22 protein-coding genes and 1 pseudogene are annotated in these 23,932 nt (G+C 69.7%); 15 read left to right on the forward strand and 8 right to left on the reverse strand.

Annotation, left to right across the window (positions count from 1 at the left end; all coding sequences use genetic code 11):
* The coding region (locus Van01_RS23180) for a site-specific DNA-methyltransferase (RefSeq protein ID WP_204011427.1) at positions 1-2,215 on the forward strand (2,215 nt) is incomplete at its 5' end.
* On the opposite strand, the gene Van01_RS23185 is transcribed toward Van01_RS23180, so the two are convergent.
* Positions 2,203-3,360: a caspase family protein gene (locus Van01_RS23185; protein WP_204011430.1), complete on the reverse strand. Its 1,158-nt coding sequence runs from the start codon at positions 3,358-3,360 to the stop codon at positions 2,203-2,205. The two genes, Van01_RS23180 and Van01_RS23185, sit on opposite strands and share 13 nt — an antisense overlap.
* Complete coding sequence (locus tag Van01_RS23190) at positions 3,357-3,728, reverse strand: effector-associated constant component EACC1 (RefSeq protein WP_204011433.1); 372 nt, start codon at positions 3,726-3,728, stop codon at positions 3,357-3,359. Before Van01_RS23190 ends, Van01_RS23185 begins: the two co-directional genes overlap by 4 nt.
* Positions 3,729-3,938: 210 nt before the next feature.
* On the opposite strand from Van01_RS23190, the gene Van01_RS23195 reads away from it, so the two are divergent.
* From Van01_RS23195 to Van01_RS23210, 4 genes are all read left to right on the forward strand, one after another.
* Entirely contained in the window at positions 3,939-5,153 is a 1,215-nt protein-coding gene (locus tag Van01_RS23195) for a helix-turn-helix domain-containing protein (RefSeq protein ID WP_204011436.1), read from the forward strand.
* A 126-nt stretch (positions 5,154-5,279) separates the two neighbouring features.
* Entirely contained in the window at positions 5,280-5,444 is a 165-nt protein-coding gene (locus Van01_RS23200; protein WP_204011438.1) for a hypothetical protein, read from the forward strand.
* On the forward strand, positions 5,437-6,636 hold the full coding sequence (locus Van01_RS23205) for a helix-turn-helix domain-containing protein (RefSeq protein WP_239099244.1): 1,200 nt from the start codon (positions 5,437-5,439) through the stop codon (positions 6,634-6,636). The genes Van01_RS23200 and Van01_RS23205 overlap by 8 nt, the downstream gene beginning before the upstream one ends.
* Entirely contained in the window at positions 6,633-6,929 is a 297-nt protein-coding gene (locus Van01_RS23210; protein ID WP_204011441.1) for a hypothetical protein, read from the forward strand. The genes Van01_RS23205 and Van01_RS23210 overlap by 4 nt, the downstream gene beginning before the upstream one ends.
* Before the next feature lie 18 nt (positions 6,930-6,947).
* Here the strand turns inward: Van01_RS23210 and Van01_RS23215 are convergent, their stop codons facing one another.
* On the reverse strand, positions 6,948-8,573 hold the full coding sequence (locus tag Van01_RS23215; protein WP_204011444.1) for an ABC transporter permease: 1,626 nt from the start codon (positions 8,571-8,573) through the stop codon (positions 6,948-6,950).
* The gene (locus Van01_RS23220) at positions 8,570-9,490 is read right to left on the reverse strand and encodes an ABC transporter ATP-binding protein (RefSeq protein WP_204011447.1); all 921 of its coding nucleotides are present in this window, start codon (positions 9,488-9,490) and stop codon (positions 8,570-8,572) included. Before Van01_RS23220 ends, Van01_RS23215 begins: the two co-directional genes overlap by 4 nt.
* 108 nt (positions 9,491-9,598) lie before the next feature.
* Here Van01_RS23220 and Van01_RS33930 point away from each other — a divergent pair.
* Positions 9,599-9,755, forward strand: a pseudogene (locus Van01_RS33930) (TetR/AcrR family transcriptional regulator); the annotation flags it as partial.
* A 149-nt stretch (positions 9,756-9,904) separates the two neighbouring features.
* On the forward strand, positions 9,905-10,549 hold the full coding sequence (locus Van01_RS23225) for a helix-turn-helix domain-containing protein (RefSeq protein ID WP_444543477.1): 645 nt from the start codon (positions 9,905-9,907) through the stop codon (positions 10,547-10,549).
* A 22-nt stretch (positions 10,550-10,571) separates the two neighbouring features.
* Here Van01_RS23225 and Van01_RS23230 read toward each other — a convergent pair whose 3' ends face one another.
* Positions 10,572-11,897, reverse strand: coding sequence for a metallophosphoesterase (locus tag Van01_RS23230; RefSeq protein ID WP_204011454.1), 1,326 nt, complete (start codon positions 11,895-11,897; stop codon positions 10,572-10,574).
* Positions 11,898-12,038: 141 nt separating this feature from the next.
* Positions 12,039-13,556 carry a glycerol kinase GlpK gene (gene glpK, locus Van01_RS23235; protein ID WP_204011459.1) on the reverse strand — a complete coding sequence of 506 codons (1,518 nt, stop codon included), beginning with the start codon at positions 13,554-13,556 and terminating at the stop codon, positions 12,039-12,041.
* 214 nt (positions 13,557-13,770) lie between these two features.
* On the opposite strand from glpK, the gene Van01_RS23240 reads away from it, so the two are divergent.
* Together Van01_RS23240 and Van01_RS23245 are read left to right on the forward strand one after the other, a co-directional pair.
* Positions 13,771-14,643: an SDR family oxidoreductase gene (locus Van01_RS23240; protein WP_204011460.1), complete on the forward strand. Its 873-nt coding sequence runs from the start codon at positions 13,771-13,773 to the stop codon at positions 14,641-14,643.
* 62 nt (positions 14,644-14,705) lie between these two features.
* Entirely contained in the window at positions 14,706-15,200 is a 495-nt protein-coding gene (locus tag Van01_RS23245; RefSeq protein WP_204011463.1) for an ATP-binding protein, read from the forward strand.
* Positions 15,201-15,228: 28 nt separating this feature from the next.
* Here the strand turns inward: Van01_RS23245 and Van01_RS23250 are convergent, their stop codons facing one another.
* The gene (locus tag Van01_RS23250) at positions 15,229-15,549 is read right to left on the reverse strand and encodes a TraR/DksA family transcriptional regulator (protein ID WP_099845615.1); all 321 of its coding nucleotides are present in this window, start codon (positions 15,547-15,549) and stop codon (positions 15,229-15,231) included.
* A gap of 342 nt (positions 15,550-15,891) precedes the next feature.
* Here Van01_RS23250 and Van01_RS23255 point away from each other — a divergent pair, with 342 nt between their 5' ends.
* From Van01_RS23255 to smpB, 6 genes are all read left to right on the forward strand, one after another.
* Positions 15,892-17,232 carry a flavin monoamine oxidase family protein gene (locus Van01_RS23255; RefSeq protein ID WP_204011470.1) on the forward strand — a complete coding sequence of 447 codons (1,341 nt, stop codon included), beginning with the start codon at positions 15,892-15,894 and terminating at the stop codon, positions 17,230-17,232.
* Between the two features lie 142 nt (positions 17,233-17,374).
* Complete coding sequence (locus Van01_RS23260; RefSeq protein WP_204011471.1) at positions 17,375-17,818, forward strand: SCP2 sterol-binding domain-containing protein; 444 nt, start codon at positions 17,375-17,377, stop codon at positions 17,816-17,818.
* A complete protein-coding gene (locus tag Van01_RS23265) occupies positions 17,815-19,860 on the forward strand; it encodes an amylo-alpha-1,6-glucosidase (protein WP_204011473.1) in 2,046 nt (681 codons plus the stop codon). Before Van01_RS23260 ends, Van01_RS23265 begins: the two co-directional genes overlap by 4 nt.
* 52 nt (positions 19,861-19,912) lie before the next feature.
* Positions 19,913-20,425: an NUDIX domain-containing protein gene (locus Van01_RS23270; RefSeq protein ID WP_204011475.1), complete on the forward strand. Its 513-nt coding sequence runs from the start codon at positions 19,913-19,915 to the stop codon at positions 20,423-20,425.
* Between the two features lie 126 nt (positions 20,426-20,551).
* Positions 20,552-22,906 (forward strand): hypothetical protein, encoded by a 2,355-nt coding sequence (locus Van01_RS23275; RefSeq protein WP_204011478.1) that lies wholly within the window; start codon positions 20,552-20,554, stop codon positions 22,904-22,906.
* Between the two features lie 46 nt (positions 22,907-22,952).
* Entirely contained in the window at positions 22,953-23,444 is a 492-nt protein-coding gene (gene smpB, locus Van01_RS23280; protein WP_204011482.1) for an SsrA-binding protein SmpB, read from the forward strand.
* 35 nt (positions 23,445-23,479) lie between these two features.
* Here smpB and Van01_RS23285 read toward each other — a convergent pair whose 3' ends face one another.
* Entirely contained in the window at positions 23,480-23,893 is a 414-nt protein-coding gene (locus tag Van01_RS23285; RefSeq protein ID WP_204011484.1) for a type II toxin-antitoxin system Phd/YefM family antitoxin, read from the reverse strand.
* Between the last annotated feature and the right edge of the window lie 39 nt (positions 23,894-23,932).

The raw sequence follows: 23,932 nt of genomic DNA on the forward strand, positions 1-23,932 counted from the left end.
CATCGATCCGCCTTACGGCATCAAGTTCGGCTCGAACTGGCAGATGTCCGCCCGCAAGCGGGACGTCAAGGACGGCAACCTCGCCGACGTCACCCGTGAGGTCGAGCAGATCAAGGCATTCCGGGACACCTGGGAGCTGGGCATCAACTCCTACCTGGCGTACCTTCGCGACCGGCTGATCATCGCGCGCGACCTGCTCACCGAGTCCGGCAGCATCTTCGTGCAGATCGGCGACGAGAACGTCCACCTAGTCCGCTGCCTACTCGACGAAGTCTTCGGACCTGATAATTTCCTCTCACTGATCACGTACAAGAAGACCACTAGCTCCACCGGGGATTATCTGGGCGGAGTGAATGACTACATCCTTTGGTATTGCTTGGATCGCAGCAGGGTCAAGTATCGCCAACTATTTAAGACTCGCGAGTACGGCGGCCAAGGCTCCGGCCAGTATAGTTGGATTGAGACGCCTGATGGTACACGAATGCAGGCGGACCAGGATGCCCTGCTTGGACGAAAGCCTGGACGCCTTTTTCGACGTGACCAACTTACTAGCCAGAGCGCCGGGCGCGCCAAGGGAGAAGGTGCGTCATCGTGGTTCGAAGTGCAAGTAGGTGGACGTAGCTTCACTCCCGGCATGCAGGCGCGATGGAAGACAAACGACGCTGGCATGACACGCCTCAAAAGCGCCAACCGCCTCATGCCCGTCGGTAACACGCTAACTTACATTCGCTACTTCGACGATTTCGCAGCATTCCCATTCAGTAACCTCTGGGACGACACAGTCACATCTGGGTTCGGCGATCCAAAGGTGTATGTTGTGCAAACAAATACCAAGGTCGTCGAGCGGTGCATGTTGATGTGCACCGATCCCGGGGATCTGGTGCTTGATCCGACCTGTGGGTCGGGAACCACCGCCTACGTGGCTGAGCAGTGGGGGCGACGATGGATCACCATCGACACCTCGCGGGTGGCGATCACGCTTGCCCGCCAACGGCTCGTAGGTGCGAAGTACCCTGCCTACCTGCTCGCTGACTCTGTCGAGGGTCGGGCTAAGGAGCGGGAACTGTCCGGTGCCGAGGTGCCACCTACACCCCCCGGCAACGACATCCGCAAGGGTTTCGTCTACGAGCGTGTCCCGCACGTGACGCTCAAGTCCATCGCCAACAACCCGGACATCAAGGAAGGCATGAGCCGCAAGGAGATCGACGCGGCGATCGCTCGTCATGCCGAGACCGAGTTGCTCTACGACCGTCCCTACGAGGACAGGAAGCGCATCCGCGTGGCCGGCAGGTTCACCGTGGAGAGCCTGTCGCCGCACCGACCGGCAAACTTCTCGGTCGGCGAGGAGCAGGCCAACGGGACCGACGTCAACGCTTACGTCAAGACGATCCTGGATAACCTCGCCAAGGCAGGAGTGCAGAACGGCTGGCGGAACGAACGTCTGGAGTTCGCCTCGCTGAATCCGTACCCCGGCAAGTTCGTCCACGCGGAAGCCGCCCGACGCAACGACGACGAGGGCACGTCGGCTCGGATCGCGGTTAGCGTCGGCCCTCAGTACGGCACAGTGGACGCCGACTGGGTCAAGGACGCGGCCCGGGAGGCACTCAAGGGCGTCGGCTTCGACCTACTGCTGGTGTGCGCGTTCGGCTTTGATGGGCGGGCCAGCGACGCCGCCGGTGAGTTCGCCCCGGAGGGCAACGACTTTGCCACCGTCGCGGAGCAGCGGCAGCTCGGCAGGCTTCCGATCCTGTTGGTCCGGATGAACGCGGACCTGGCCATGGGCGACACGCTGCTCAAGAAGACCGGGACGGCCAACCTGTTCACGGTCTTCGGTGAGCCGGACATCGCCGTCGACCCGGCGCCGGATGGGCTCGTTGTCGAAATCCGCGGTGTCGACGTCTACAACCCCACCACCGGGGAGTTGCGGCCGGACAATGGTGTCGACGACATTGCGCTGTGGATGATCGACACCGACTACAACGAGGAAGAGTTCTTCGTCCGGCACATCTACTTCGCCGGCAGCGAGGGCAAGCCGGACGGGCTGGACCCTTACTCCCGACTGCGCAAGGCACTCCGTGCGCAGATCGACGAGTCTGCCTGGTCCAGCCTCTACGGCCACCGCTCTCGCCCGTTCCCCCGACCCGAGTCAGGGAAGATCGCTGTGAAGGTGGTCAACCACTACGGAGACGAGGTGGTCAAGGTCTACGAGGTCTGAGCCGGTGAGTATCCGTACTCGGCCAGTCGGTCTCGGGCAATGTCCAGTTCCTCATCGCTGAACAGCCCGGCGAATCGGTCTTGGAGAACCACCGCCTCGACTGCGAGGTCAAGCCTGCCCTTCTCCCACAGAGTGGTAAAGCCGCTGGAAACTGAACTTGCCCTCAGTAGCCGGCGGGCCGCTTCCAGCCCGCCTACCTGCTGCACCATCTGTATGAAGTTGCCCGCGTTGTAGTTCAGCTCTTTCTTAGCCCTTCGGTAACCGTCCAGCATGGCCGCGTGGAACTCGGCGGCCACCTTCGGATCCTGCTCGTTCGTGGACCGCACACCAGGCGTGATAGTGGTTCCACGCGGTTCCGAGACCGTGCGCGGCTTCACGGTTGATGGAGTTGCTGGCCGATAGGCCCGGTTGCGGGCCAGTGCGATGTGGTCTGCCATGCCGGTGCCAAGACGCTGCGGGCGGGGCATCCCGCTCGCCAGCAGCGCCCGGGTCAGCGCCGGGTAGATGTCGCCGAGCGTCAGCAGTTCACCGCCGTCTGGGACACCCTGACGCAACGTGCGCAACAACTCGCCGGTGAAAGCGGTGAACTGCGCACCAACAGGTGCAACTGCGGTTTCGTGAGCAGGCGCAGACGCCAAGGTGTAGGTCCCATGGATGTCGAGATTTCCACTGACCGCCGGGGCGGTGCCCGACATCGCCTGCGTTGCGTGCCCCGAGAAGCAGCAATCCAGGATCAGGATCCGGTTACGTGCAGGGCTATCGGCCAGTGCGGACCGGAGCCAGCCCATCGGGACGCCGAAGTAGTGGACCCGACGCGGGTCCGGGTCGGTAGTTTCAACGGCCAGAAACAGTTCACCGCGTTGGTTCAGCATCCCGTGGCCTGAGTAGTACACCAGCAGCGTATCCAGCGCCTCGTTGACGACCCCGTCAATCGCATCGCCAACCTGCTGCGGAGTCGTCGGGTCGGTCAACACCCGGCAGCCTGATGGGTCGAGGCCGCCCAAGGCCGGATCGGTGAGGGCATCGGCTAACGCCCGCACGTTGTTGACGGTCGCTGGAAGGTCGTGCAAGCCTTCGTGCGAGAACCGCGACGACCCGATGAGCAGGGCACGCGATGCTTGTCGCTCCGGGAGCCTCGCGTTCATGACACCTTCCCGTTCGAGGCCAAGGTTTCATACAGCTCCTTGATTGACGCTGCGTTGCTGGCCTCGACCTCGACCCTCCGAAGGGTCTCGCCCGTCTCATCAACGACGAACTCTACGCTGACGCGAGCACGCCGCGACTGCAACCAAGTATTAAGAGCACCTGCCAGCACGGCAGCCGCACCACCGCTGCTGAGCGCGACAGAAATGATCTCCAACGCGCCGCCCATCTCGTGCGGGCCGGGTTGGCGAGGCAGCGTTCGCACTCTCCCACGGAGTTCATCGGTGCGCTGCAACCAGGTGAACAGGGAATGCAGGTCGCCTGGGCTGCCGTCGAGCAGTGAAACTTTGATCAACGCCATGTTGTTCATTATCCAAGAAGGCTAGAAGAGAGTCAGCCAGCACCTGACGATCTCATCTCTGAATCAGAAAAATCTCGACCACCGGGATATGCGAAAGATCCACACATAACACGTTGCTCCACCGCACTTTTGTGGTGATCCACTTCCGCCTCTTCCCCTCGCCGGAAGCTCCGCGTACCGTGAGGTACACGATGTACCCCATCGAGCGAGGTGTTGGTCGTGACCAGTCAAGAGCAGCCCAGGCCAGGCCAGCGTGTCGAGCGGCTACGTCGAGCCGCCGGACTCTCCCGCGAACGCCTCGCCAACTTGAGCGGGCTATCCGCGACCACTGTGAAGTTCATCGAGAACGGCCGCCGGTCTTTGACCCTACGTGCCGCGCAGCAGATGGCACCACACCTCGGAGTTCGGGATCTCGGTGACCTCTTTGGTCCGTCCGTGGCGCTGTCTCTCGGCAGCCGGGTCAGTCATCCCGCAGTGCACGAGGTCCGCCGTGCGTTGACCGCCTGGCACATTGTCCTCGACGGCGAACCGGAGAGCACCGACTATCTCCGTGGTGCAGTCGGTTCCGCATGGCAGACCTGGCACACGTCTCGACACCAGCGCACGGCGGCGGGAGAGATCCTGCCCGCCCTGCTAGATGCCACCCAACGGGCAGTTCGATTGCATTCCGGCGATGATCGACGGGCGAGCCTCGCCCTGCTCGCGCAGGCTTACCATCTCACCCAGGCATACCTGGCATGGCATGGCGACCGTGAGTTGGTCTGGTTGACCGTTGATCGTGGAATGACCGCCGCCCTGGACGCGGACGACCCACTGGCTATCGCACGAGCGAGTTGGTTTGCCGCACACCTGCTGCGCTCGGTCGGCCGCGGTGACGAAGCGTTGGAGCGGCTTCGGGAAGCGCGCGGGCTTATCGAACCGCACGTAGCGGATAGCGGTCCCGAATGGGCGGAAGTGCTCGCCGACCTGCACCTCTGCGCGGCCCTTACCCGCGCCAGGACCGGCGACCAAGGCGCGTGGTCGGATTGGGACACCGCTCGATCAATCGTCGACCGGGCGCTGCCTAAGGGTTTCGTGGGCTTGCAGACCCGCGTATCGCGGCCCTTGGTCGACGTATACGCGGTGATGTGCGCAGTGGATCTGGGTGATCCGGACGAGGCACAGCGCCGCGCCCACGCCCTCGACCCGGCATCGATTCCATCGACAGAGCGCCGGGGTCGGCACTACGTGGAGCTGGCACGTTCTGCCGACCTAGAGGGTGCGAGAGAAGCTACCCTCCATCTACTGGCGCGAGCCGAGGCGACGTCACCGGATACGGTCCGTTACTCGCCGGTGGCGCAGGACATGGTCACCCGGCTGTCCCACGAAGCACCGGCGTCGATCCGCGCCGAGGCGGTTGACCTCGCACGTCGAATCGGTGTCCTCGACCTTTAGGTACGCCTCGTCACCGGGTACGCCGCGTACCCCAGACTCGAACACTCGATTGCTTAGCGTAATCAGACGGTAGCGACAGGGTTTGCTGGCTCTTCGCTGCCACTTCTGATTGCGGAGGAGTCGGGAATGAGCGACCAGAACAAGCTGGGCACACCCGGTGAGGGCGAGCGGATCGAGGCGGCCGAGCGGGAAGCGGCGCTGCGTCGAGTGCTCGCCCAGGCCGAGGCGGAGCGAATTCCGGTCGAGGAGACGACCCGGGCGGTGTCGGATCGGCGGTGGCGGCGTGGGTGAGTTGCCGATCGGTCGGCGGGTGGCGTACTGGCGGGGGCGGCGACGGATGTCGCAGCAGGTGTTCGCCGACCGGCTGGGCAAGTCGAAGAGCTGGGTCGACAAGGTCGAGCGGGGTGCCCGACCGCTGGACAAAGTGTCCACGATCGCGGAGATTGCCGCTGTGCTGCGGGTCGATCAGTCGGTGCTGTTGGGCCGCGACGTCCGTCCCGTCGCCGACAGCGAGCGGGCCGGCTCGGTGGAGCGGATCCGGGCGGCACTGTCGGCGTACGACATCGCGGTGGGCCGGCGGGTGCCGGACCGTGACGTTTCGGCGGCAGCTCAGGTGACGCGCGGCGTGGCTTACGCCTGGACCACCTACCAGCACGCACGGTACCCCCAGTTGACCGAACTGCTGCCCGAGCTGATCAGCGGGGCGCAGCGTGGTTTCGCCCGCGAGCCGGTGTCGGGGCGCGTGCCACTGGTGGAGGCGTACCGGATCGGCGCGGCACTGCTGACGAAGCTCGCTGAGACCGAGTTGGCCTGGTTGGCCGCCGACCGGGCGATGACGCTGGCCACCGGCGATGCCGTGCTGGTCGCCACGGCAGCGGTGCAGCTCGGGGAGGTGCTGCGCGCCACCGGGCGGGCGCGATCAGCGGTGTCGACCGTGCGGACCGCCGCGTACCGGATCGCCCCGCCGGACCTCGACGGCGGCTCGTCGGCGCAGTTGTCCTTGTGCGGCACGCTGCTCGTGCAGGGCGCGTTGGCGGCATCCGGCGAGGGCGATGAGCGCGCCGCTGCCGACCTGCTCGACGAGGCCGCCGACCTGGCCGACCGGGTGGGCGACGGTCATGACCACCATCGCACCGCCTTCGGGCCCACCGCCGTCACCGCAGCGCGGACAGTGGCGGCACTGGAGTTGGGCGACGCGGGTGAGGCGGTGGCCTGGCATCAGAGGACGGTCCGACGCGACGGTTGGCGGTGGCTACCCGTCGAGCATCGCGCCGCCCACCTGATCGACGCCGCCCGCGCGCACCTGCACGCCCACGATCCCACCAGCGCGGCTCGGACCCTGCTGCAAGCCCAGAGCACCGCACCCGCTGAGGTACGGCACCGGCCCGCCGCCCGCGATCTGCTCGCTGACGTGCTCCGGAGCCGACACGCTCCGACGACGATCGTCCAGCTCGCCGCAGCCCTCGGGGTGACGGCAACATGACCGCGCCGCTGCTGTCCCTGGCCCAAATTCTCAATCGACTCGCCCTCACCGCCCGCCGAACCCTTCGTGATCATCAACCGTTGGACGGCACCTGCCCGATCTGCCACACGGCGGACTGTGCCACGGCAGCCGCTGCGCGTGACGTGCTTGACGCCATCACGCAACTACGCTGGCACCGCCTGGCGGCCCCGCCGCACATCGTATCTTCCGTGGAACCCGGCGTGCTCCGCGCTGACCGACACCCCGAGCATTCACTGTCGCCGTGGCGTGTCGAGTCGCTCGACTGCAAGTGATCAATTCGGGGCGGCTCCTCAGATGGGGGTGTCGCGGTGGCGGAAGGTGGTCAGGCCGAGCGCGAGGAGGGCGGCGGCGACGGCGGTGAGGAGCACCAGGGGCAGGACCGTGACGTCGACGGCGGGCACCGACGGCACATGGGTGTACGGGGAGAGGTTCAGCGCCGCCTGCGGCAGGTCCAACGCGGCCCCCAGCTGGCCGAGCAGCAGGAACACGATGAGCACCGCCCAGCTCAACGCGACAGACAGCCGGGGCAGCGCCCCGAACAGGGCGGTCACCACCCCGGCGACGACAAGCAGCGCCGGCAGCCGCAGCAGCGCCGCCCCGGTCAGCTCGACTGTCCAACCGGCCGGATCACCGGCGGCCAGCCCGTAACCGAGACCTGTGGTGGCCCCGGCCAGCAGCATCAACGCCAACGCGCCGAGGACGGCACCGGCCACCTGCGTGCTCAACCACCTGGTGCGGCTGACCGCGGTGGCGAGCAGCGGTTCGAGGATGCCGTCGGACTCGTCGCCGCGTACCCGGAGCAGGGCCTGCACCACGTACGCCCCGATGGTCAGGGCGAACAGGCCGAGCATCGCCGCCAGGAAGGCGTCGAGCAGTTCGTCTCCGCCACCGAGTTGGGCGATCGCCTCGGCGGCTGCCGGATTGTCGGCGATCATATCGTCCACCTCGTTGCCGGCCAGTCCCATGGCGAGGCCGAGCACCGCCACCGCGACCGCCCAGCCGGCCAACGCGCCCCGGTGCAGCCGCCAGGTCAGCCCGGCCGGGCTGAGCAGACCGGCGGCGGCCCGCGCCGGTCCCCGTCTCGCGGCGAGCAGGCCGGCGCCGACGTCGCGGCGTTCGGCGAGCGCGTACGCCCCGGCGACCCCGACGACGAGCAGCGCGACAGGCAGCCCGAGCACCCACCATCGTTCGTCGCCGAAGGCACGGACCTGGGTGCCCCAGCCCATTGGCGACAGCCAGGTCGGCCAGGCGCTGTCCAGGCGTACCCCGTCGGCGGCTCGTTCACCGAGCACGTCACCTGTGGCCCGGAGCAGAAACGCCACGCCGACAGCGGCGGCGGCGAGCGCGTTGGCGCCCCGGGAGGTCACCGAGAGCTGGGCGGTGACGGCGGCCACGCCGGTGAAGGCGAGACCGACTCCGGTGATCGCGGCTGCGGCGGCCACCGAGCCGGCGGCCGGTAGCCCGGCACCGACGAGAACGAGCGCGAGCAACGCCCCGGCCAGCACGTTGGCACCGACCACGACGACCAGGGCCGCGGTGAGCAGCGCGTACCTGCCGATGGCGGCGGCACCGAGCAGTTCGGCCCGGCCGGTCTCCTCGTTCTGGCGGGTGTGCCGGACGACGGCGAAGGTGCTGAGCAGCGCGGCGAGCACGGCCAGGGTGAGGTACGTCTCGGTGACCACCACGGCACCGAGATCGGTGCTGGCGACCGGGCCGTTGAAGGCGCGGGCCACGACGCTTGTGTTGGCCACCTCGGCGTACCCGACGCGGTTCTGCTCGTCCGGGTAGATGCTCGCCACGCTCTCGGCGAGGGCATAGCCGATGACCGGGCTGCCGAGCGTCCAGATGGCCAGCCGGACCCGGTCGCGACGCAGGGCGAGCCGGGCGAGCCGGGTGGTGCCGGTGAAGGCGCTCATCGGGTGCCTCCGATCGGCGCTGGCTGGTCAGCGTCGATGGCGTCGCCGTAGTGCCGCAGGAACAGTTCCTCCAGGGTGGGCGGTGTGCTGGTCAGCGCGCGGACCTCGAAGCGGACCAGGTGGGCCAGCAGCGTGTCGAGGTGTTCGGGTTCGACCTCCAGCCGGACCCGACCGTCGACGGGGCGGACCTCGTGCACGCCAGGCAGTTCGGTCAGTCCGATCACGGGGCGTCCGGTCTCGACGGTGACCGTGGTGCGCGCCAGGTGGCGCAGCTCGGACAGGGTGCCGGCCTCGACGACCCGGCCCTCCCGGATGATGCTGACCCGGTCGCAGAGCGCCTCGACCTCGGCCAGTACGTGGCTGGAGAGCAGGACACTCGCGCCGGCCTCGGTGAGCTGGCGGACCTCCTCCTGGAACACCGCCTCCATCAGCGGGTCCAGCCCGGAGGTGGGCTCGTCGAGCACGTACAGCTCGACGTCGGAGGCGAAGGCGGCGACGATGGCGACCTTCTGCCGGTTGCCCTTCGAGTAGGTGCGGCACTTCTTCGTCGGGTCCAGGTCGAAACGCCGCAGCAGTTCGTCGCGACGACGCCGGTCCAGCCCGCCACGCAGCGCGCCGAACAGGTCGATCGCCTCCCCGCCGGAGAGGTTGGGCCAGAGGTTGACGTCGCCCGGTACGTACGCCAGTCGCCTGTGCAACGCGACCGCGTCGCGCCACGGGTCGCCGTCGAGGATGCGAACCTGCCCGGAGTCGCGGCGCAGCAGGCCGAGCAGGATCCGGATGGTTGTCGACTTGCCCGAGCCGTTGGGTCCGAGGAAGCCGTGCACCTCCCCCGGTTCCACCCTCAGGTCGAGCCCGTCCAGCGCGCGTACGCCGCCGAAGGTCTTGACGAGGTTCTCGATGGCGATCACGGACATGGTTGCCTCCCGCCGTACCGGTTTCTACCGAACCACTGCACTGACCGATGGTAAGGGATGGACGCGAGCCGTACCGTCCGGCGGTCAGGACCGCTTACGCTGGGTTCCATGACCTGGGAGAAGACGGACGACACCCGCAGCCGGATCCTGCGCACCGCGTTGGACCTCTTCTCCGAGCAGGGCTACCAACGCACCTCGTTGCGGCAGATCGCCGAACGGTTGCGGCTGACCAAGGCCGCCATCCTCTACCACTTCCCCAGCAAGTCGCACCTGCTCGCCGCACTTGCCGAACCCCTGGTCCGCGACCTGGAGACGCTGCTGGACGAGGCCGGGGCACTGCCCGGCCGGCAGGCGAGATGGACGCTGCTGGAGGGCTGGGTGGACACCATGCTGGCGCACCGTGGCCCGCTCGGCATGCTCTTCCACGACCTCGCCCTCGTCGACCGGGGCAGCACCTACCACCGGCTGGTGCAGATCGCCATGCGGGCCAACCAGATCGTTGCCGGGCCGAACGCCGGACGCCGGGACCGGGTTCGGGCGGTCCAGGCCATCGCCATGTGCAGCGATCCGGTGGTGTTCATGATCGACGTGCCCGCGTCGGTCCTGCGGGAAGACATGCTCGACGGCGCCTGCCGCCTGCTCGGCGAGACGCCCCCCGGCGAGCAGCAGACGGCTCCCCGGGCCGCCACCACCGCCACGGCAGGCGAACCCGGAACGACCGGCGAACCCGGGACGACCGGCCCCGGAACGACCGGCGAACCCGGGACGACCGGCCCCGGAACGGCCGACGAACCCGGGGTCGGCGGCGACGCAGCGGCCGGCGCGCCCTCCGGCGCTGTCGCGACGGGGCGCGACCGGGTGGGCCGGGTGGGCCGGGTGGGCCGGCGGCGGCCGGGACGACCCCGGGCGATGAGCCCGGACCAGGTACGGGCCGCCCGGCGGATGCATCTGGCGGGCACCCACTCAGCCGACGAGATCGCCGCCGAGTTCGGCGTCTCGCGCGCCACCGTCTACCGCCACCTCGACACGGACGATGATAATGAGACGGTTCTGAGATAGTTTCGAGACGGCGGCCGGACGGTCACCGCACCAGGCCGATCCCGGCGTACGTGCGTTCGTGGGCCGGGAACTCCTCGTCGGTGTGCGGCGCGTAGATCCAGGTACGCAGCGAGTTGGCCGCCGTGTCGATCTCCACCAGCCGCACCGGGTTGGTCCGGCGGGAGTGGAACGTCTGCAGGAAGGAGTAGATCCGGTTGCCGTGCACGCCGGTGTCCACCCGGGACGCGGCCGTGCCGGTGTGGCCGGAGAAGACGAACCTGATGTTCGGGTACCGCGCCACCAGATTGTCGAAGACGTACTGCGGGCTCGTGGAACCGTAGCTGGACACCTGACCGATCGTGGCGTCGTTCTCCAGGTAGTGGTGGGTCACGATCACCACGTTGTGCCGGGGATGGGCGGCCACGACGGACTGCGCCCAGGCGACGGCGGCCCGGCGCGGCCACAGCTCCAGGCTGAGCACCAGCCACCGCACCCCACCGGCGGTGTACGTGGCGTAGGCGTTGTCCACCTTGCCAGCCTCGAACTGGCCACGCACCGCCCCGAACCGCCCGGCGGTGAAATACCTGTTGAACACCGTCGTGTCGCGCAACAACCGCCCGGCGGGGCTGCGTAGTTCCCCGTCCGGCCCGGCGGCCTGGGTGTCGTGGTTGCCGACGGCGAGGGTGTACGGGATGCCGGCCGTCTCCAGCGGCCGCAGGGCGGTTCGGGCACGCTCGTACTGCACGTGGTCGGAGGTGTCGTAGTTGACCACGTCACCGGAGTGCGTGACGAAGCGCAGGTCGAGACCGGCACGGTGGGCGACTAGCCAGTCGACGCGCTGACGCAGCCGGGTGTCGCCGGCCGTCAGCACCTCCTCCTGGGTGTCCGGGACCACCGCGAAGGTGAAGCTCGGGTCCGCGGCCGGGGGCGGCTGGGTACGCACGTATGCCAGGTGCGCGTTGCGGTCACACACGCCCGTGTACCTGTCGTTGACAAGTTCGATCCGGACGTCGTACCGGCCCTGCGGCAGGTACGCGCCGACCGGGTAACTCCCGTAGTCGGTGGCGCTGGTCACGGTGACCTCACCGACCGGGTCGCCGTCCACGCTGACCCGCAGGGTCGGCCAGCCGTCACAGTGGTCGCCTATCGCACCGACGACCAGCCGTCCGGCGCCCTGCACGGGAATCGTGGCGTAACTGGCGTTGTGCCACAGCGTGGCATGGGTGCCCGACGGTGGCCGCGGCGTGCCCGTCGCAGCCTGGATCGACCCGTTGACCACTGTGAACGGTGACGCCGCGTGAGCCGCGCCGGCCAGTACACCGGCCGACAACACGACCACGACCACCATGAGTGCGCGCGCGATCCGCATGGTTGCCCTCCCTGTGCACACCTCCGGCAGCTGCCGGACATCGGGATGCTAAAGCAGACCGACCGGACATTCCGGCACCGCGACCCGGACACGCAGTGACGTTAACGTCGACGAAACGTGATCGCCGGGTGGGTGGATCTGTCAGCCGACGTCGACCCAGTCCAGCGTGCGCCGCACCGCCTTCTGCCACCCGGCGTAACCGGCCGCCCGCTGCTCCGGCGACCAGGACGGCTGCCAACGCCTGCTCTCGTTCCAGTTCTCCCGCAGTTCCTCGGTGTCCCGCCAGAAGCCGACGGCCAGGCCGGCGGCGTAGGCCGCGCCGAGCGCTGTGGTCTCAGCGACCACCGGCCGGCTGACCGGTACGCCGAGGATGTCCGCCTGCAACTGCATGCAGAGGTCGTTGACGGTGACCCCGCCGTCGACCTTGAGGCACTCCAGCGGGACGCCCGAGTCCTGCGCCATCGCCTCGGCCACGTCGCGGCTCTGATAGCAGATGGCCTCCAGGGTCGCCCGGGCGATGTGTCCGTCGGTGTTGTAGCGGGACAGGCCGACGATCGCGCCCCGGGCGTCGGATCGCCAGTACGGGGCGAACAGTCCGGAGAAGGCGGGTACGAAATAGACCCCGCCGTTGTCGTCGACCTGACGGGCGAGGTCCTCGCTCTGGGAGGCACTGCTGATGATCTTCAACTGGTCCCGGAGCCACTGCACCGCCGAGCCGGTGACGGCGATGGAGCCTTCGAGCGCGTAGACCGGCGGCTGCCCGGCGAACTGGTAGCACACGGTGGTGAGCAGCCCGGCCTCGGAGCGGACGATCTCCGTTCCGGTGTTCAGCAGCATGAAGTTGCCCGTACCGTAGGTGTTCTTCGCCTCGCCGGGGGCGAAGCAGACCTGGCCGACGGTGGCCGCCTGCTGATCGCCCAGGTCCCCGGTGATCGGAACCGGGCCGGCGAACGGGCCGTTGGGCAGCGTGACGCCGTAGGCGTCCGGGTCGGAGGACGGGACGATCCGCGGCAGCATGGCTCGTGGGATGTCGAAGAAGGACAGCAACTCGTCGTCCCAGTCCAGGGTCTCCAGGTTCATCAGCATGGTCCGGCTGGCGTTCGTCGGGTCGGTGACGTGTGCGCCGCCGTCGATGCCGCCGGTGAGGTGCCACAACAGCCAGGTGTCGGTGTTGCCGAAGATCGCCTCACCGCGTTCGGCGGCCGCCCGCACCCCGTCGACGTTCTCCAGGATCCACTGGATCTTGCCGCCGGAGAAGTAGGTCGCCGGTGGCAGGCCGGCCTTGCGTCGGATGACCTCACCGCGCCCGTCGCGCTCCAGCGCCGAGGCGATCCGATCGGTCCGGGTGTCCTGCCACACGATGGCGTTGTAGTACGGCCGGCCGGTGCGCCGGTTCCACACCACTGTCGTCTCCCGCTGATTGGTGATGCCCAGCGCGGCCAGGTCACCAGCGGCCAGGCTGTGCGTGTTCAGCGCCGTCCGGACGACCGTCTGGGTGCGTTCCCAGATCTCCAGCGGATTGTGCTCGACCCAGCCGGCACGCGGCAGGATCTGCTGGTGTTCGAGTTGGTGGCGGCCGACCTCGTTGCCACCGTGGTCGAAGATCATGAACCTGGTGCTTGTGGTGCCCTGGTCCACGGCGCCGACGAAGTCAGCCATCCGGTTCTCCTTGTCGTGGTCCTCGCCGCCTACGGCCTCGGGGTGGATCCTTCCCGATGTCCGCGCTGCTGACCATGGACGCCTGCGGTGCCGACCGGGTGGGCGTGCGCACCGGGCCGTCCCGGCACCGGATGGGTCGACCGGCGGATGCCCGGTACCGTCTGGCAGACCACCACTGGGTCGCCGCTGACGGCGACCGGGACCAGGAGCACAGATGCGGTTTGAGCTACGCGACCGGACCGTCCTGATCACCGGAGCGGCGCGGGGTATCGGCGCCCAACTGGCCCGGGCCGCCGCCGCCCGGGGCGCCCGGGTCGCCCTGGCCGGCCTGGAACCGACACTGTTGCGGCAGCTGGCGGCCGAGTTGGACGGGCACTGGTACGAGTGCGACGTCACCGACCAGGCGGGAGTCGACGACGCCGTCGCCTCCACCGTGCAACGGTACGGCGGCATCGACGTGGTGGTGGCCAACGCCGGCATCGCCAATCTCGGCACCGTCTCGTCCGGCCCGGTCGACGCCCTGGCCCGCACCATCGAGGTGAACCTGACGGGCGTGGTCCGCACGGTCAGCGCGGCGTTGCCGCACCTGCTCGCCGCCCGGGGCCACGTCCTGATCGTGTCGTCGGCGGCGGCCTTCGCCGCCATGCCCGGGATGGCCGCGTACTGCGCGTCGAAGGCGGGTGTCGAGCAGTTCGGCAACGTGCTGCGGCTGGAGAACCGCCGGCGCGGACTGACCGTGGGCACCGCACACCCCATCTGGATCGACACCGACATGGTGCGCGACATCCGCGACGACCTCGCCTCCTTCCACGCCGCGCAGCGCCGGCTGCCCTGGCCGCTGAACAGCGTGGTGAGCGTCGAGCGGTGCGCCGAGGCGCTGCTGCGCGGCATCGAAGGTCGCCGTCGCAAGGTGTACGTGCCACGGTCCATCGCCCTGGTCCAGGCCCTGCGACCGGTGGTGCTCAGTGGGTTCGCCGACCGGCTGATCGACAGGTTCGGCGGCGGGGAACTGTCCGAGCAGATGGAGGCGGAGGTACGCCGCCTGGGTCGTTCCTTCGGGCGGACCTCGGTGGAAGGGGGCGAATAGCCCCCGGATGGTTGCCCTTTGGCAAAGGTCGCGGATGTCCGTAGACGACGTACTCTGCCTGCATGAACTACCTCGGCCCGCCGGACGCCCGGGATCCCGGCGATCCGCCCCCCGGCGCCGACGAGACGACCGCACTACTGTCCGAGTCGTTCACCGCACAGACAGTGACGGCGCTGCGGCACCTGCTCACCGCGCGGGTGGCCGCCGCCGGTCTCACCGGGGACGTCGCCGAGGATCTCGTGCTGGCCGTGCACGAACTTGTCACAAACGCCGTGCTGCACGGCGGAGGACGCGGACGACTCGACCTGTTCCGGCAGGCCGACCTGCTCATCTGCGAGATCACCGATCATGGCCAGGAAAGCGGCGGCGAGCTGCCGGTGCACCTGCCGGCCACCACCACTCCGGGTGGCCGGGGACTCTGGCTCGCCCACCACCTGACCGGGGCGTTGACGCTGACCCGCCGGCCAGACGGCCTGACCGCGACCGTCACCGCCAGTCTGCCTCCCGAACCGTCCGGGGCACCCGAGGTGACCACGGACCGGCCGCCGTTTCCCTGAGGCCGGCGGCCGGTACCGCGGTCAGCGGTCAGCGGTTCTGCTTCTGCTGGCAGGGCACGCAGAAGCGCGCGTGCGGCAGGATCTCCAGGCGCTCCCGGGGGATCTCCGTTCCGCACTTCTCGCAGCTGCCGTAGCCGCCGGCGGTGAGGCGCCGCAGTGCCCCGGAGATCTGGTCGAGGCTCTGCCGGGTGGCGGCGATCAGCGCGGCGTTCGTGTGCGCCTGCGCCGGATCGCCGGTGTCGGCCGTCAGCTGGGTCAGCCGAGCCGTCTGCGCCTGGAACTCATGGTTCAACGTCAGTTCCAGGTTGGTGAGCCACTGCTTGTCGTGGGTGTCTGTCCGGTCACTCATGTCGGTTCCTTCCGGGAAAAAGAAAAAGGGCCGAAGCTGTGCGCTTCGCCCTTGGCCGTCACCTTGTCTGTGAACGGTCTCCGGAGGGCTCCGACCGGCGGGACGAGGCTGGCCGTGGCCGGTCCGCGCCGGGATACGACGCGCCGCGCCCTGCGCGCGCAGCACAGCCGGCGCCGCCGCCCTGACGGCGGCGACGCGGTCGAGCAGCACGGCCTGTCGCATCGAACCACCATAGGCGGCGGCTGGCCGGAAACCAATGCCGATCTCCACCGCACGGAGCGGCACGGGTCGGGTGTCGGCGGCGAGGACTTTGACTTCGGCCCGGAACGGGTAGACCGGGGCATGACCGACGTTCTCGTGGTCGGGGCCGGGTTCTCCGGTCTCGCCGCCGCACTCCGCCTCATCCGGGCCGGTGTACAGGTGCGGGTGCTGGAGGCCCGTGACCGAGTCGGTGGCCGGGCGTTGACGCGGTGGCTCGACGACGGTACCCAGCTCGATCTGGGCGCGCAGTGGATCGGCCCCGGCCAGGACCGGGTGTACGCCCTGGTGCGCAGGTACGCCTTGGAGACGTTCCCGTCCGCCTCGGTCGGCGCGCCGGCGGTGCTGTGGGACGGAGCACGGCGGGACGCGGCGCCCGATGTCGCGTCCCGCGTCGTCGACCTGCTCGACGGGTACGCCGAGCGGCTGGACCCGGCCGCACCCTGGACGGCGCCCGAGGCGGCCCGATGGGACGCCACCACCCTGGGCGACTGGCTCGCGGGCACCGCCCCGGATCCGGTCACGGCCCGTTACCTCGACCGGTTGCTCGCCGGTGGTCTGCTGGCCACCTCCGCGAGCCAGGTGTCAGTGCTCCAGATGGCCTGCTACCTGCGCAGCGGCGGTGGGGCCAGGTCGTTGCTGGGGATGGTCGGTGGTGCGCAGCAGGACCGGATCGTCGGCGGACCGGCGGCGCTGGCCGAGGCGATGGCCGCCGGGCTCGGCCCGGGTGTGGTGCGGTTGTCCACCCCGGTGGACACGATCGGGCAGGACGACGGATCGGTGGTGGTCCGTGCCGAGGCGGAGCGCTTCGAGGCCGCCGCGGTGGTGGTCGCGGTGCCACCGGCACTGGCCGGCCGCATCCGGTACGCCCCCGCGCTGCCCGCGCTGCGGGACGGACTGACCCAGCGGATGCCGATGGGGTCGGCGCTCAAGACGCACGCCATCTACCCGGCACCGTTCTGGCGGGCCGACGGCTGGTCCGGGGTCGCCACCTGCTCCGACGGACCGATCACGGAGACCGTCGACAACGGCACGCCGACCTCCGCCCGCGGGGTGCTGACCCTGTTCAGCTACGGGCCGGCGGCCAACGCCCTGCGGGGCATGGCACCACCGGCACGCACGGCGACGCTGCTCGACGCCCTGGCCGCGATCGCCGGTCCGGCCGCTCGGCAGGTCGAGATGGTCGTCGACCACGACTGGTCGGCCGACCCGTGGACCCGTGGCTGCTTCGGCGGCGCGCTGACCCCCGGTGCCTGGCAGGAGTACGGGCCGTCGTTGCGGGCGCCGGTGGGCCGGATCCACTGGGCGGGCACGGAAACCGCGACCCACTGGACCGGCTATCTCGACGGGGCGGTCGAGGCGGGCGAGCGCGCCGCCGCCGAGGTGTTGTCCCGGCTATCCGTCACCTCGCCCGGGTACCGATGACCCAGCCGTGACAGACCACCTCCAGAGCGGACCAAAGCCGTTAAAGTGACGATGGCGGAGGAGTTCGACCGGCGCTCCGCCGCCGGCTCGGGCCAGCCCGGTGCCAGCCCTCGGCCGGGCACGGCCCGCAGGAGGTGCCGGGATGTCGGAGGCTGCGCGCGCCTACTTCGACGGTCTCGCCAAGGGTGGGGGGCGGATGCTGCGCCAGGTCTCCGGCACCGTGCGCTTCGATCTGCGCTATCCCGACCGGGTCGACAGCTGGCTGGTCAGCATCGAGCAGGGTCGGATCGCGGTGTCGTACGGGGCGGCACCGGACGCGGACACGGTGATCTGCGCCGACGAGCAACTCTTCCTCCGGATGACCCGCGGTGAGGTGAAGCCCCTTCCGGCATGGCTGCGCAACGATTTCACAGCCGACGGAGAGTTCCGGTTCGTCGTCATGCTGGAGCGGCTGTTCGCGCCACCGCCCGACGCCCACCACCCCCGTGAGGTGGCCGCCCGCCTGCATCCCCACGCCCTGACCGACAGCCGACAATCCGCGTCGGCTGACGAGGTGCCGCCGGCCGCTGACGGGGAGCCGGGGTGAAGAAGCTGGTCCGTATCCTCGACGGCAACATCTTCGCGCTGAGCGAGGACAACGGCGACATGGTCTTCAGCCCCACCAACCCGAGTGGGTTCTTCGCCTTCGACACCCGGTTCCTGTCCACCTGGCGACTGAGTCTCGACGGGGAGCAACTGCACCCGCTGGCCGTGCACGAACCGAACTATTACAAGATCCGGTTCTTCCTGGTTCCCGGTCATCCGACCCACTACGTCGACGCGAAGGTCTCGGTCATCCGCGACCGGTGGATCGCCGACAGCGCCTTCACCGAGCGCCTGACCGTGCTCAACCACACAAGCGAGCCCGTCGAGTACCTGCTCCGCGTCGACGTGGACAGCGACTTCGCCCCGGTCTACAACGTGGTCTGGCCGCACGGTTCGGCGCTGCGTGGCTATCGGGACGTCTCCGACGGTGTCCTGCGGCTCGGCTACCGACGAGAGAACTTCCACCGGGTCGCCGACATCTCGTCGAGTGAGCCCGCCGAACTCGACGAACGCGGGCTGACCTACCGGATCCGGGTCGACCCGCAGGGCCGGTGGACCACGACCCTGCGGGTGGAAGGGCGGGTGCTGCGTCCGGACGGGGCGGACGTGCGGGAACGGCTGCGGCATCCGCGCGGCAAGGTCGGCACCGAGCTGCCGCACGACCTCAGCCAGTGGCTCGCCGAGGCTCCCCAGTTGTACTGCGACTGGGAGTCGTTGTGCATGACCTACCAGCGAGGGCTGGTGGACCTGGCCGGTCTGCGTTTCTCTCCGCTGGCGCTGCCGCACGAGACCATGCTCGCCGCCGGGTTGCCCTGGTCGGCCACCATCATCGGCCGCGACAACCTCCTGACCTGCTACCAGACGTTGCCGTTCGTCCCCCGGATGGCGGCCACCACGCTGCGGCTGCTCGCCCTGGACCAGGGCACGGTGCTCGACGACTTCCGGGACGAGGAACCCGGCAAGATCCTCAACGAGTTCCGGTACGGGGAGATGGCCGCCTTCGAGCATCGTCCCCAGTCGCCGTACTACGGCGGGGCGGACGTGACGCCGCTGTTCATCGTGCTGCTCGACGAGTACGAGCGCTGGACCGGCGACGGCGCGCTGGTGCGGGACCTGGAGGACGCCGCCCGCGCCGCCCTGCACTGGATCGACGAGTACGGCGACCTGCGCGGTGACGGCTATCTCTGGTACCAGCCGCGCAACGACGAGAGCGGGGCCCAGAACCACTGTTGGAAGGACACCCCGGAATCGATCTGTTACCAGGACGGCCGACTGCCCGGGCTGCCGCGCGCCACCTGCGAACTGCAGGGTTACGCGTACGACGCGAAGCGACGCGGGGCCCGGCTGGCCCGCGAGTTCTGGGGCGACCCGGCGTACGCCGACCGCCTGGAACGGCAGGCCGAGGCGCTCAAGCAACGGTTCAACAGCGACTTCTGGCTCGACGACGGCGGGTACTTCGCGCTGGCGCTCGGCCCCGACGGCGACCGGGTGGACGCGTTGGCGTCGAACATGGGCCACCTGCTGTGGAGCGGCATCGTGGACCCGTCCCGGGCCGCCGCGGTCGCCGGTCACCTGCTCGGGCCACGGCTCTTCTCCGGCTGGGGAGTGCGGACCCTCGCCACCGGGCAGGCCAGTTACAACCCGCTCGGATACCACGTGGGTACGGTGTGGCCGTTCGACAACTCGCTCATCGCCTGCGGGTTGCACCGCTACGGCTTCGTCGAGGAGGCGGGGATCATCGCGGAGTCCGTCGTCGAGGCGTCCCAGCACTTCGCGGGGCGGATGCCCGAGGCCTTCGCCGGCTACGACCGCGAGCTGACCCGCTATCCGGTGCCGTACCCGGCCGCGAACAGTCCCCAGGCCTCCGCCACAGGTGCCACGTTCCTGCTGCTGCGTACCCTGCTCGGCCTGGAGCCGTACGGCGAGCACCTGGTTGTGCACCCGGCGATTCCGGCGCGCTTCGGCCGGATCGAGCTGCTGAACATTCCGGGACGCTGGGGACACAAGGACGCCATCGGCAACGGCCGAGCCACCGCTCGCTGATCGGGACCGGCGATGACCGCTCGCCGGACGGTGCGGGGTAACGTGCTGCGGCATGACCGGCGTGGCGTACTCGTACTGTTCGTACTGCGGCGCGGCCTACCCGCCGCCGGCCGACTGGCCCCGGCTCTGCGCGACCTGCGGCCAGCAGGTCTGGCGCAACCCGTTGCCGGTGGCGGTGGCCGTGCAGCCGGTGCTGACCGCCGACGGCCTCGGCGTGGTCGTGGTCCGGCGCGACATCGAACCCGCCCGTGGCCTGCTCGCGCTACCCGGCGGCTTCATCGAGTACGGCGAGGAGTGGCAGGACGCGCTGGTCCGCGAGCTGCGCGAGGAGACCGGTCTGCCCGCCGAAGCGGCCGGTGCGACGCTCATCACGGTGCGCAGCGCGCCGGCCGGCGGCACCATGCTGATCTTCGGAGAGCTGCCGGTACGCCGCGCCGAGGAGCTTCCGCCGTCGGCGCCGACCGCTGAGGCGACCGAGTGGCTGGTGCTCACCGAGCCGACCGAGCTGGCCTTCTCCACCCACAGCGAGGTGCTTGCCGACTTTCTCGCGCGTCGGTCGGGCTGACCGGTAGGTCACCCGGAAGCAGGCGTGTCCGGCGGCTGCGCGGGTAGACGGTGGGGCCGCACCGGGTCGCCGGAGTGGCGGGGGTCTACGCCAGGTCGGGCCCGATGACACGTACCCGGGGGGCCGATGACACCTGAACCAGGGACGTCGGACGACGTCGTTGAGCTGCGGGTGCACGGGGTGTCCGGGGCCGGCGCCGAGCAGATCCTCGACCGCCCGCACAGTCACCAGGTGGCCGGCGACCGCAGCGGCGGGTTCTACCGGCCGCGCCCGGGCTATCCGGACGCCCAGGGACCGGCGGGCGTGACGGTGGAGGCGTACCGCTGGAGCGACCTGCCCTCCGGCACCACCATCCGGACCCTGTCGCTGATGTTCCTGCTGCCGTTCATGCTGTGCAACGTCGCGATCTGGATGCGCCCGGCACCCCGCAGCGGCGCCGGGGTGGTGCTGAAGGCGGTGTGCCGGCTGCTCGCCCTCACCCTCACCATGCTGTACGTGCTGGCGGCGATGGGGGTGGCGCTGGACCTGGTCGCCTGGCGCTGCGTGCCGAACCCGTCCTGTCTGGCCGGGCGGCCATGGCTGTCCTGGATCGGCGACCGACCCGTCGGGCTGACCCTTGCCGTCTTCGCGCTCCTGCCCTTCGGCGCGCTCATGCTGGTCTGGCGGCTCGCCACCCGGCCCGGCCGCAACTTCGACGCCTTCCACACCCCCATCAGCACCTCAGGTGGGCACCAGCTCAGCGCGGTGGGTCAGTGGGACAGGGCGCCGACCGTGGACCGGCTGTGCTCCCTGCACGGAGCCGCCGGTCTGATGACCCTCGGTCTCGGTCTGGTCGCCGCCCGGATCAGCTCGGGCCCGTCGATGCTCAGCGTGGCCCTGGCCGTCGTCGGCGGGGCGGTGCTGTTGACCTGCGTCGTGCTGGTCTGCGCGCACCCGTTCGTGGACCTGCTGCCGACCGGCTCGTACGCGGACCGGATCGCTCGTGGCCTGCGCAACCTGGCCTTCGTACTGATCGCTGTGGTGCTGGTCGCGGTTGCTGTCGATCCCACTCCGTGGCGGGTCCGGGACGGGCTGCCCGGCTACGCGAGCGCCGTCGGACTTGTCATCCTCTCCCAGGCGGTTCTGCTGTTCCTGCTCGGCACTGGCGCGCTCATCGCCCGAAGCCGGCGACGCCACAGCGCCGCCAGCACGACGGGCACCGCCGAATCGCCCGAGCGCCGGCGCGCCGGCCGAGACCCGGCACCGGCACCCGGTGTCGAGCCCGATGAGGCGCGTCGCGGGTTCGGCTGTGACGGGCTTGGCTCCGGACTGCTGCAAGGGCTGGGCGCGCCGGTGATCGCGGCCACCGCCACCGGTCTGGCGGTGGCGATCTCCGCCGACCTCGTCTACCGGGTGGCCGATCTGCTCAACCGCCGCGCCAGCGCCGACGGTGAGCGGGAGATCAGTCCGCCGCTCGGGTACAAGTGGGCCATCTTCGTGTTCCTGGTGGCCGCTGCGGCCACCCTGGTGGCGACCGTGACCATCGTTATGGCCAGTCGTGCCGCCCGCACGCGTACCGCCCGGGCCACAGTCGCCCACGACTATCCCGACGCCCCGTCGGCTGCCGGGTTCCGGCTGCGCCAGGTCGAGCGGACGATCGCCCGGGCGCGATTCACCGAACGGGTGGAGACCCTCGCGGTGGTGTACGCCTGTGTCGTCGGGGCGGGCATGCCCAGCAGCCTGCTCGGCATGCTCGGGCTGGCACCGGGCACCACGGTGCAGCGGCTGACCGGGATTCCGGCCGCTGCGACCGATTTCGGTATCCAGATGGGCAGCTTCCTCATCGCGGCGCTGGTGCTGGGGCTGCTGGTCGGCGGCGTGCTCGCCTACCGTACGTTCGGGTTCCGCAGGTACGTCGGCGTGCTGTGGGACCTGGGTACCTTCTGGCCCCGGGTGGCGCACCCCTTCGCGCCGCCCTGCTACGCCGAGCGCGCGGTGCCGGAACTGAGCCGGCGGATCGTGCACCTCACCGGGCAGGGACACGGGGTGCTGCTCACCGGGCACAGCCACGGCTCGGTGCTGCTCGCCGCCACGATTCTCCAACTGCCACCCGAGGTGTGCGGCAGGTTGGCGCTGCTGACCTACGGCTCCCCACTGCGGCGGCTCTACGCGCGGCTGTTCCCGACGTACGTCAGCGAGGACGTCCTCCGCGAGGTGGGTGAACGGGTCGACTGGCGGTGGATCAACCTGTGGCGGGACACCGACCCGATCGGCGGCTGGGTCTTCTCGCCGCACCGGCCCGGCCGGGCACCGACAGTGCCCGGCGCGGCCGGCACGGTGGACCGCCGGTTGCGCGACCCCGTCGACGTCGTCCCGCCGCCCGGCGACAGCGTCCCGCCCCCGATCGTCGGGCACTGGCCCGGCGAGTCAGACAGGCGTTTCGCGACAGCGGTGACGGAGTTGGCGAGCCGGTTGCGGGGCCGGCCCAGCACGGTGTCGTAGTCGCGCACCGACATCGGGCCCGGGGCACTGCGACTATCCTTCCCGGATGGGCACCTCCCCCACCGTCGAACGGACCCTTATCGCCTCGAACCGCCGAGCCCGCCACGACTACACGGTGCTCAAGACCTACGAGGCCGGCATCGTGCTCGCCGGTACCGAGGTCAAGTCGCTGCGGGCGGGACGCGTCTCGCTTGTCGACGCCTTCGCCCAGGAACTCGACGGGGAGATCATGCTGTACGGCCTGCACATCGCCGAGTACGGCTACGGCAGCTGGACCAACCACGCACCCCGGCGGACCCGCAAACTGCTGCTGCGCCGGGTGGAGATCGCCCGGATCCTCGACCGGACCCGGGAGGGCGGGATCACCCTGGTGCCGCTGTCGATGTACTTCTCCGGCGGCTGGGCGAAGGTCGAGCTGGCGCTGGCCAGGGGGCGCCGGTCCTACGACAAGCGGCAGGTGCTTGCCGAACGCGACGCCAACCGGGAGATCGCCCGCGAACTGGGCCGCCGGCTCAAGGGTCGCCCGGCGCGCGGCTGAACCGGCCGGGTCGACCCGGCACGAGGTGGCGCGACTCAGCCGGCGAGCAGATGAGCGTGGGCCGCCCGCAGCCGGGTCAGCGCGGGATCGCTGCCCGGCGGGAAGCGCCGATCCAGCTCCGCCCAGACCTCGGCGAGCGCCGTGGTCACCACCCGCAGCTCGGCGGCGTGCCGGCGGGCACTGTGCTGCCGCTGCGCGTCGAGGCGCCGGGACCAGCCGGCGGTGACCTCGGCCAGCCGGCTGGCGTCGGCACGGGCCTCGGCGACGGTGCGGGCGGCGGCCGCCGGCACGATCGCGGCGACAGGTCGTGGATCGCCGTCGCGGGTGACCACCGTTACCGTGTCGGTCAGTTCCGCCATGGCGACGAGTTGGCTCAGTCGGGTGCGCGCCTCGCGAAGGGGCAGCGAGCGCGCCGGGGCGTTTCGCGGAGTGAGGGCGGGGACAGCCATGAATACATGGTCGGTGCCGGGTACGACACTTTCCGCGAC

The organism is Micromonospora andamanensis, assembly GCF_016863495.1.
Lineage (GTDB): Bacteria > Actinomycetota > Actinomycetes > Mycobacteriales > Micromonosporaceae > Micromonospora > Micromonospora andamanensis.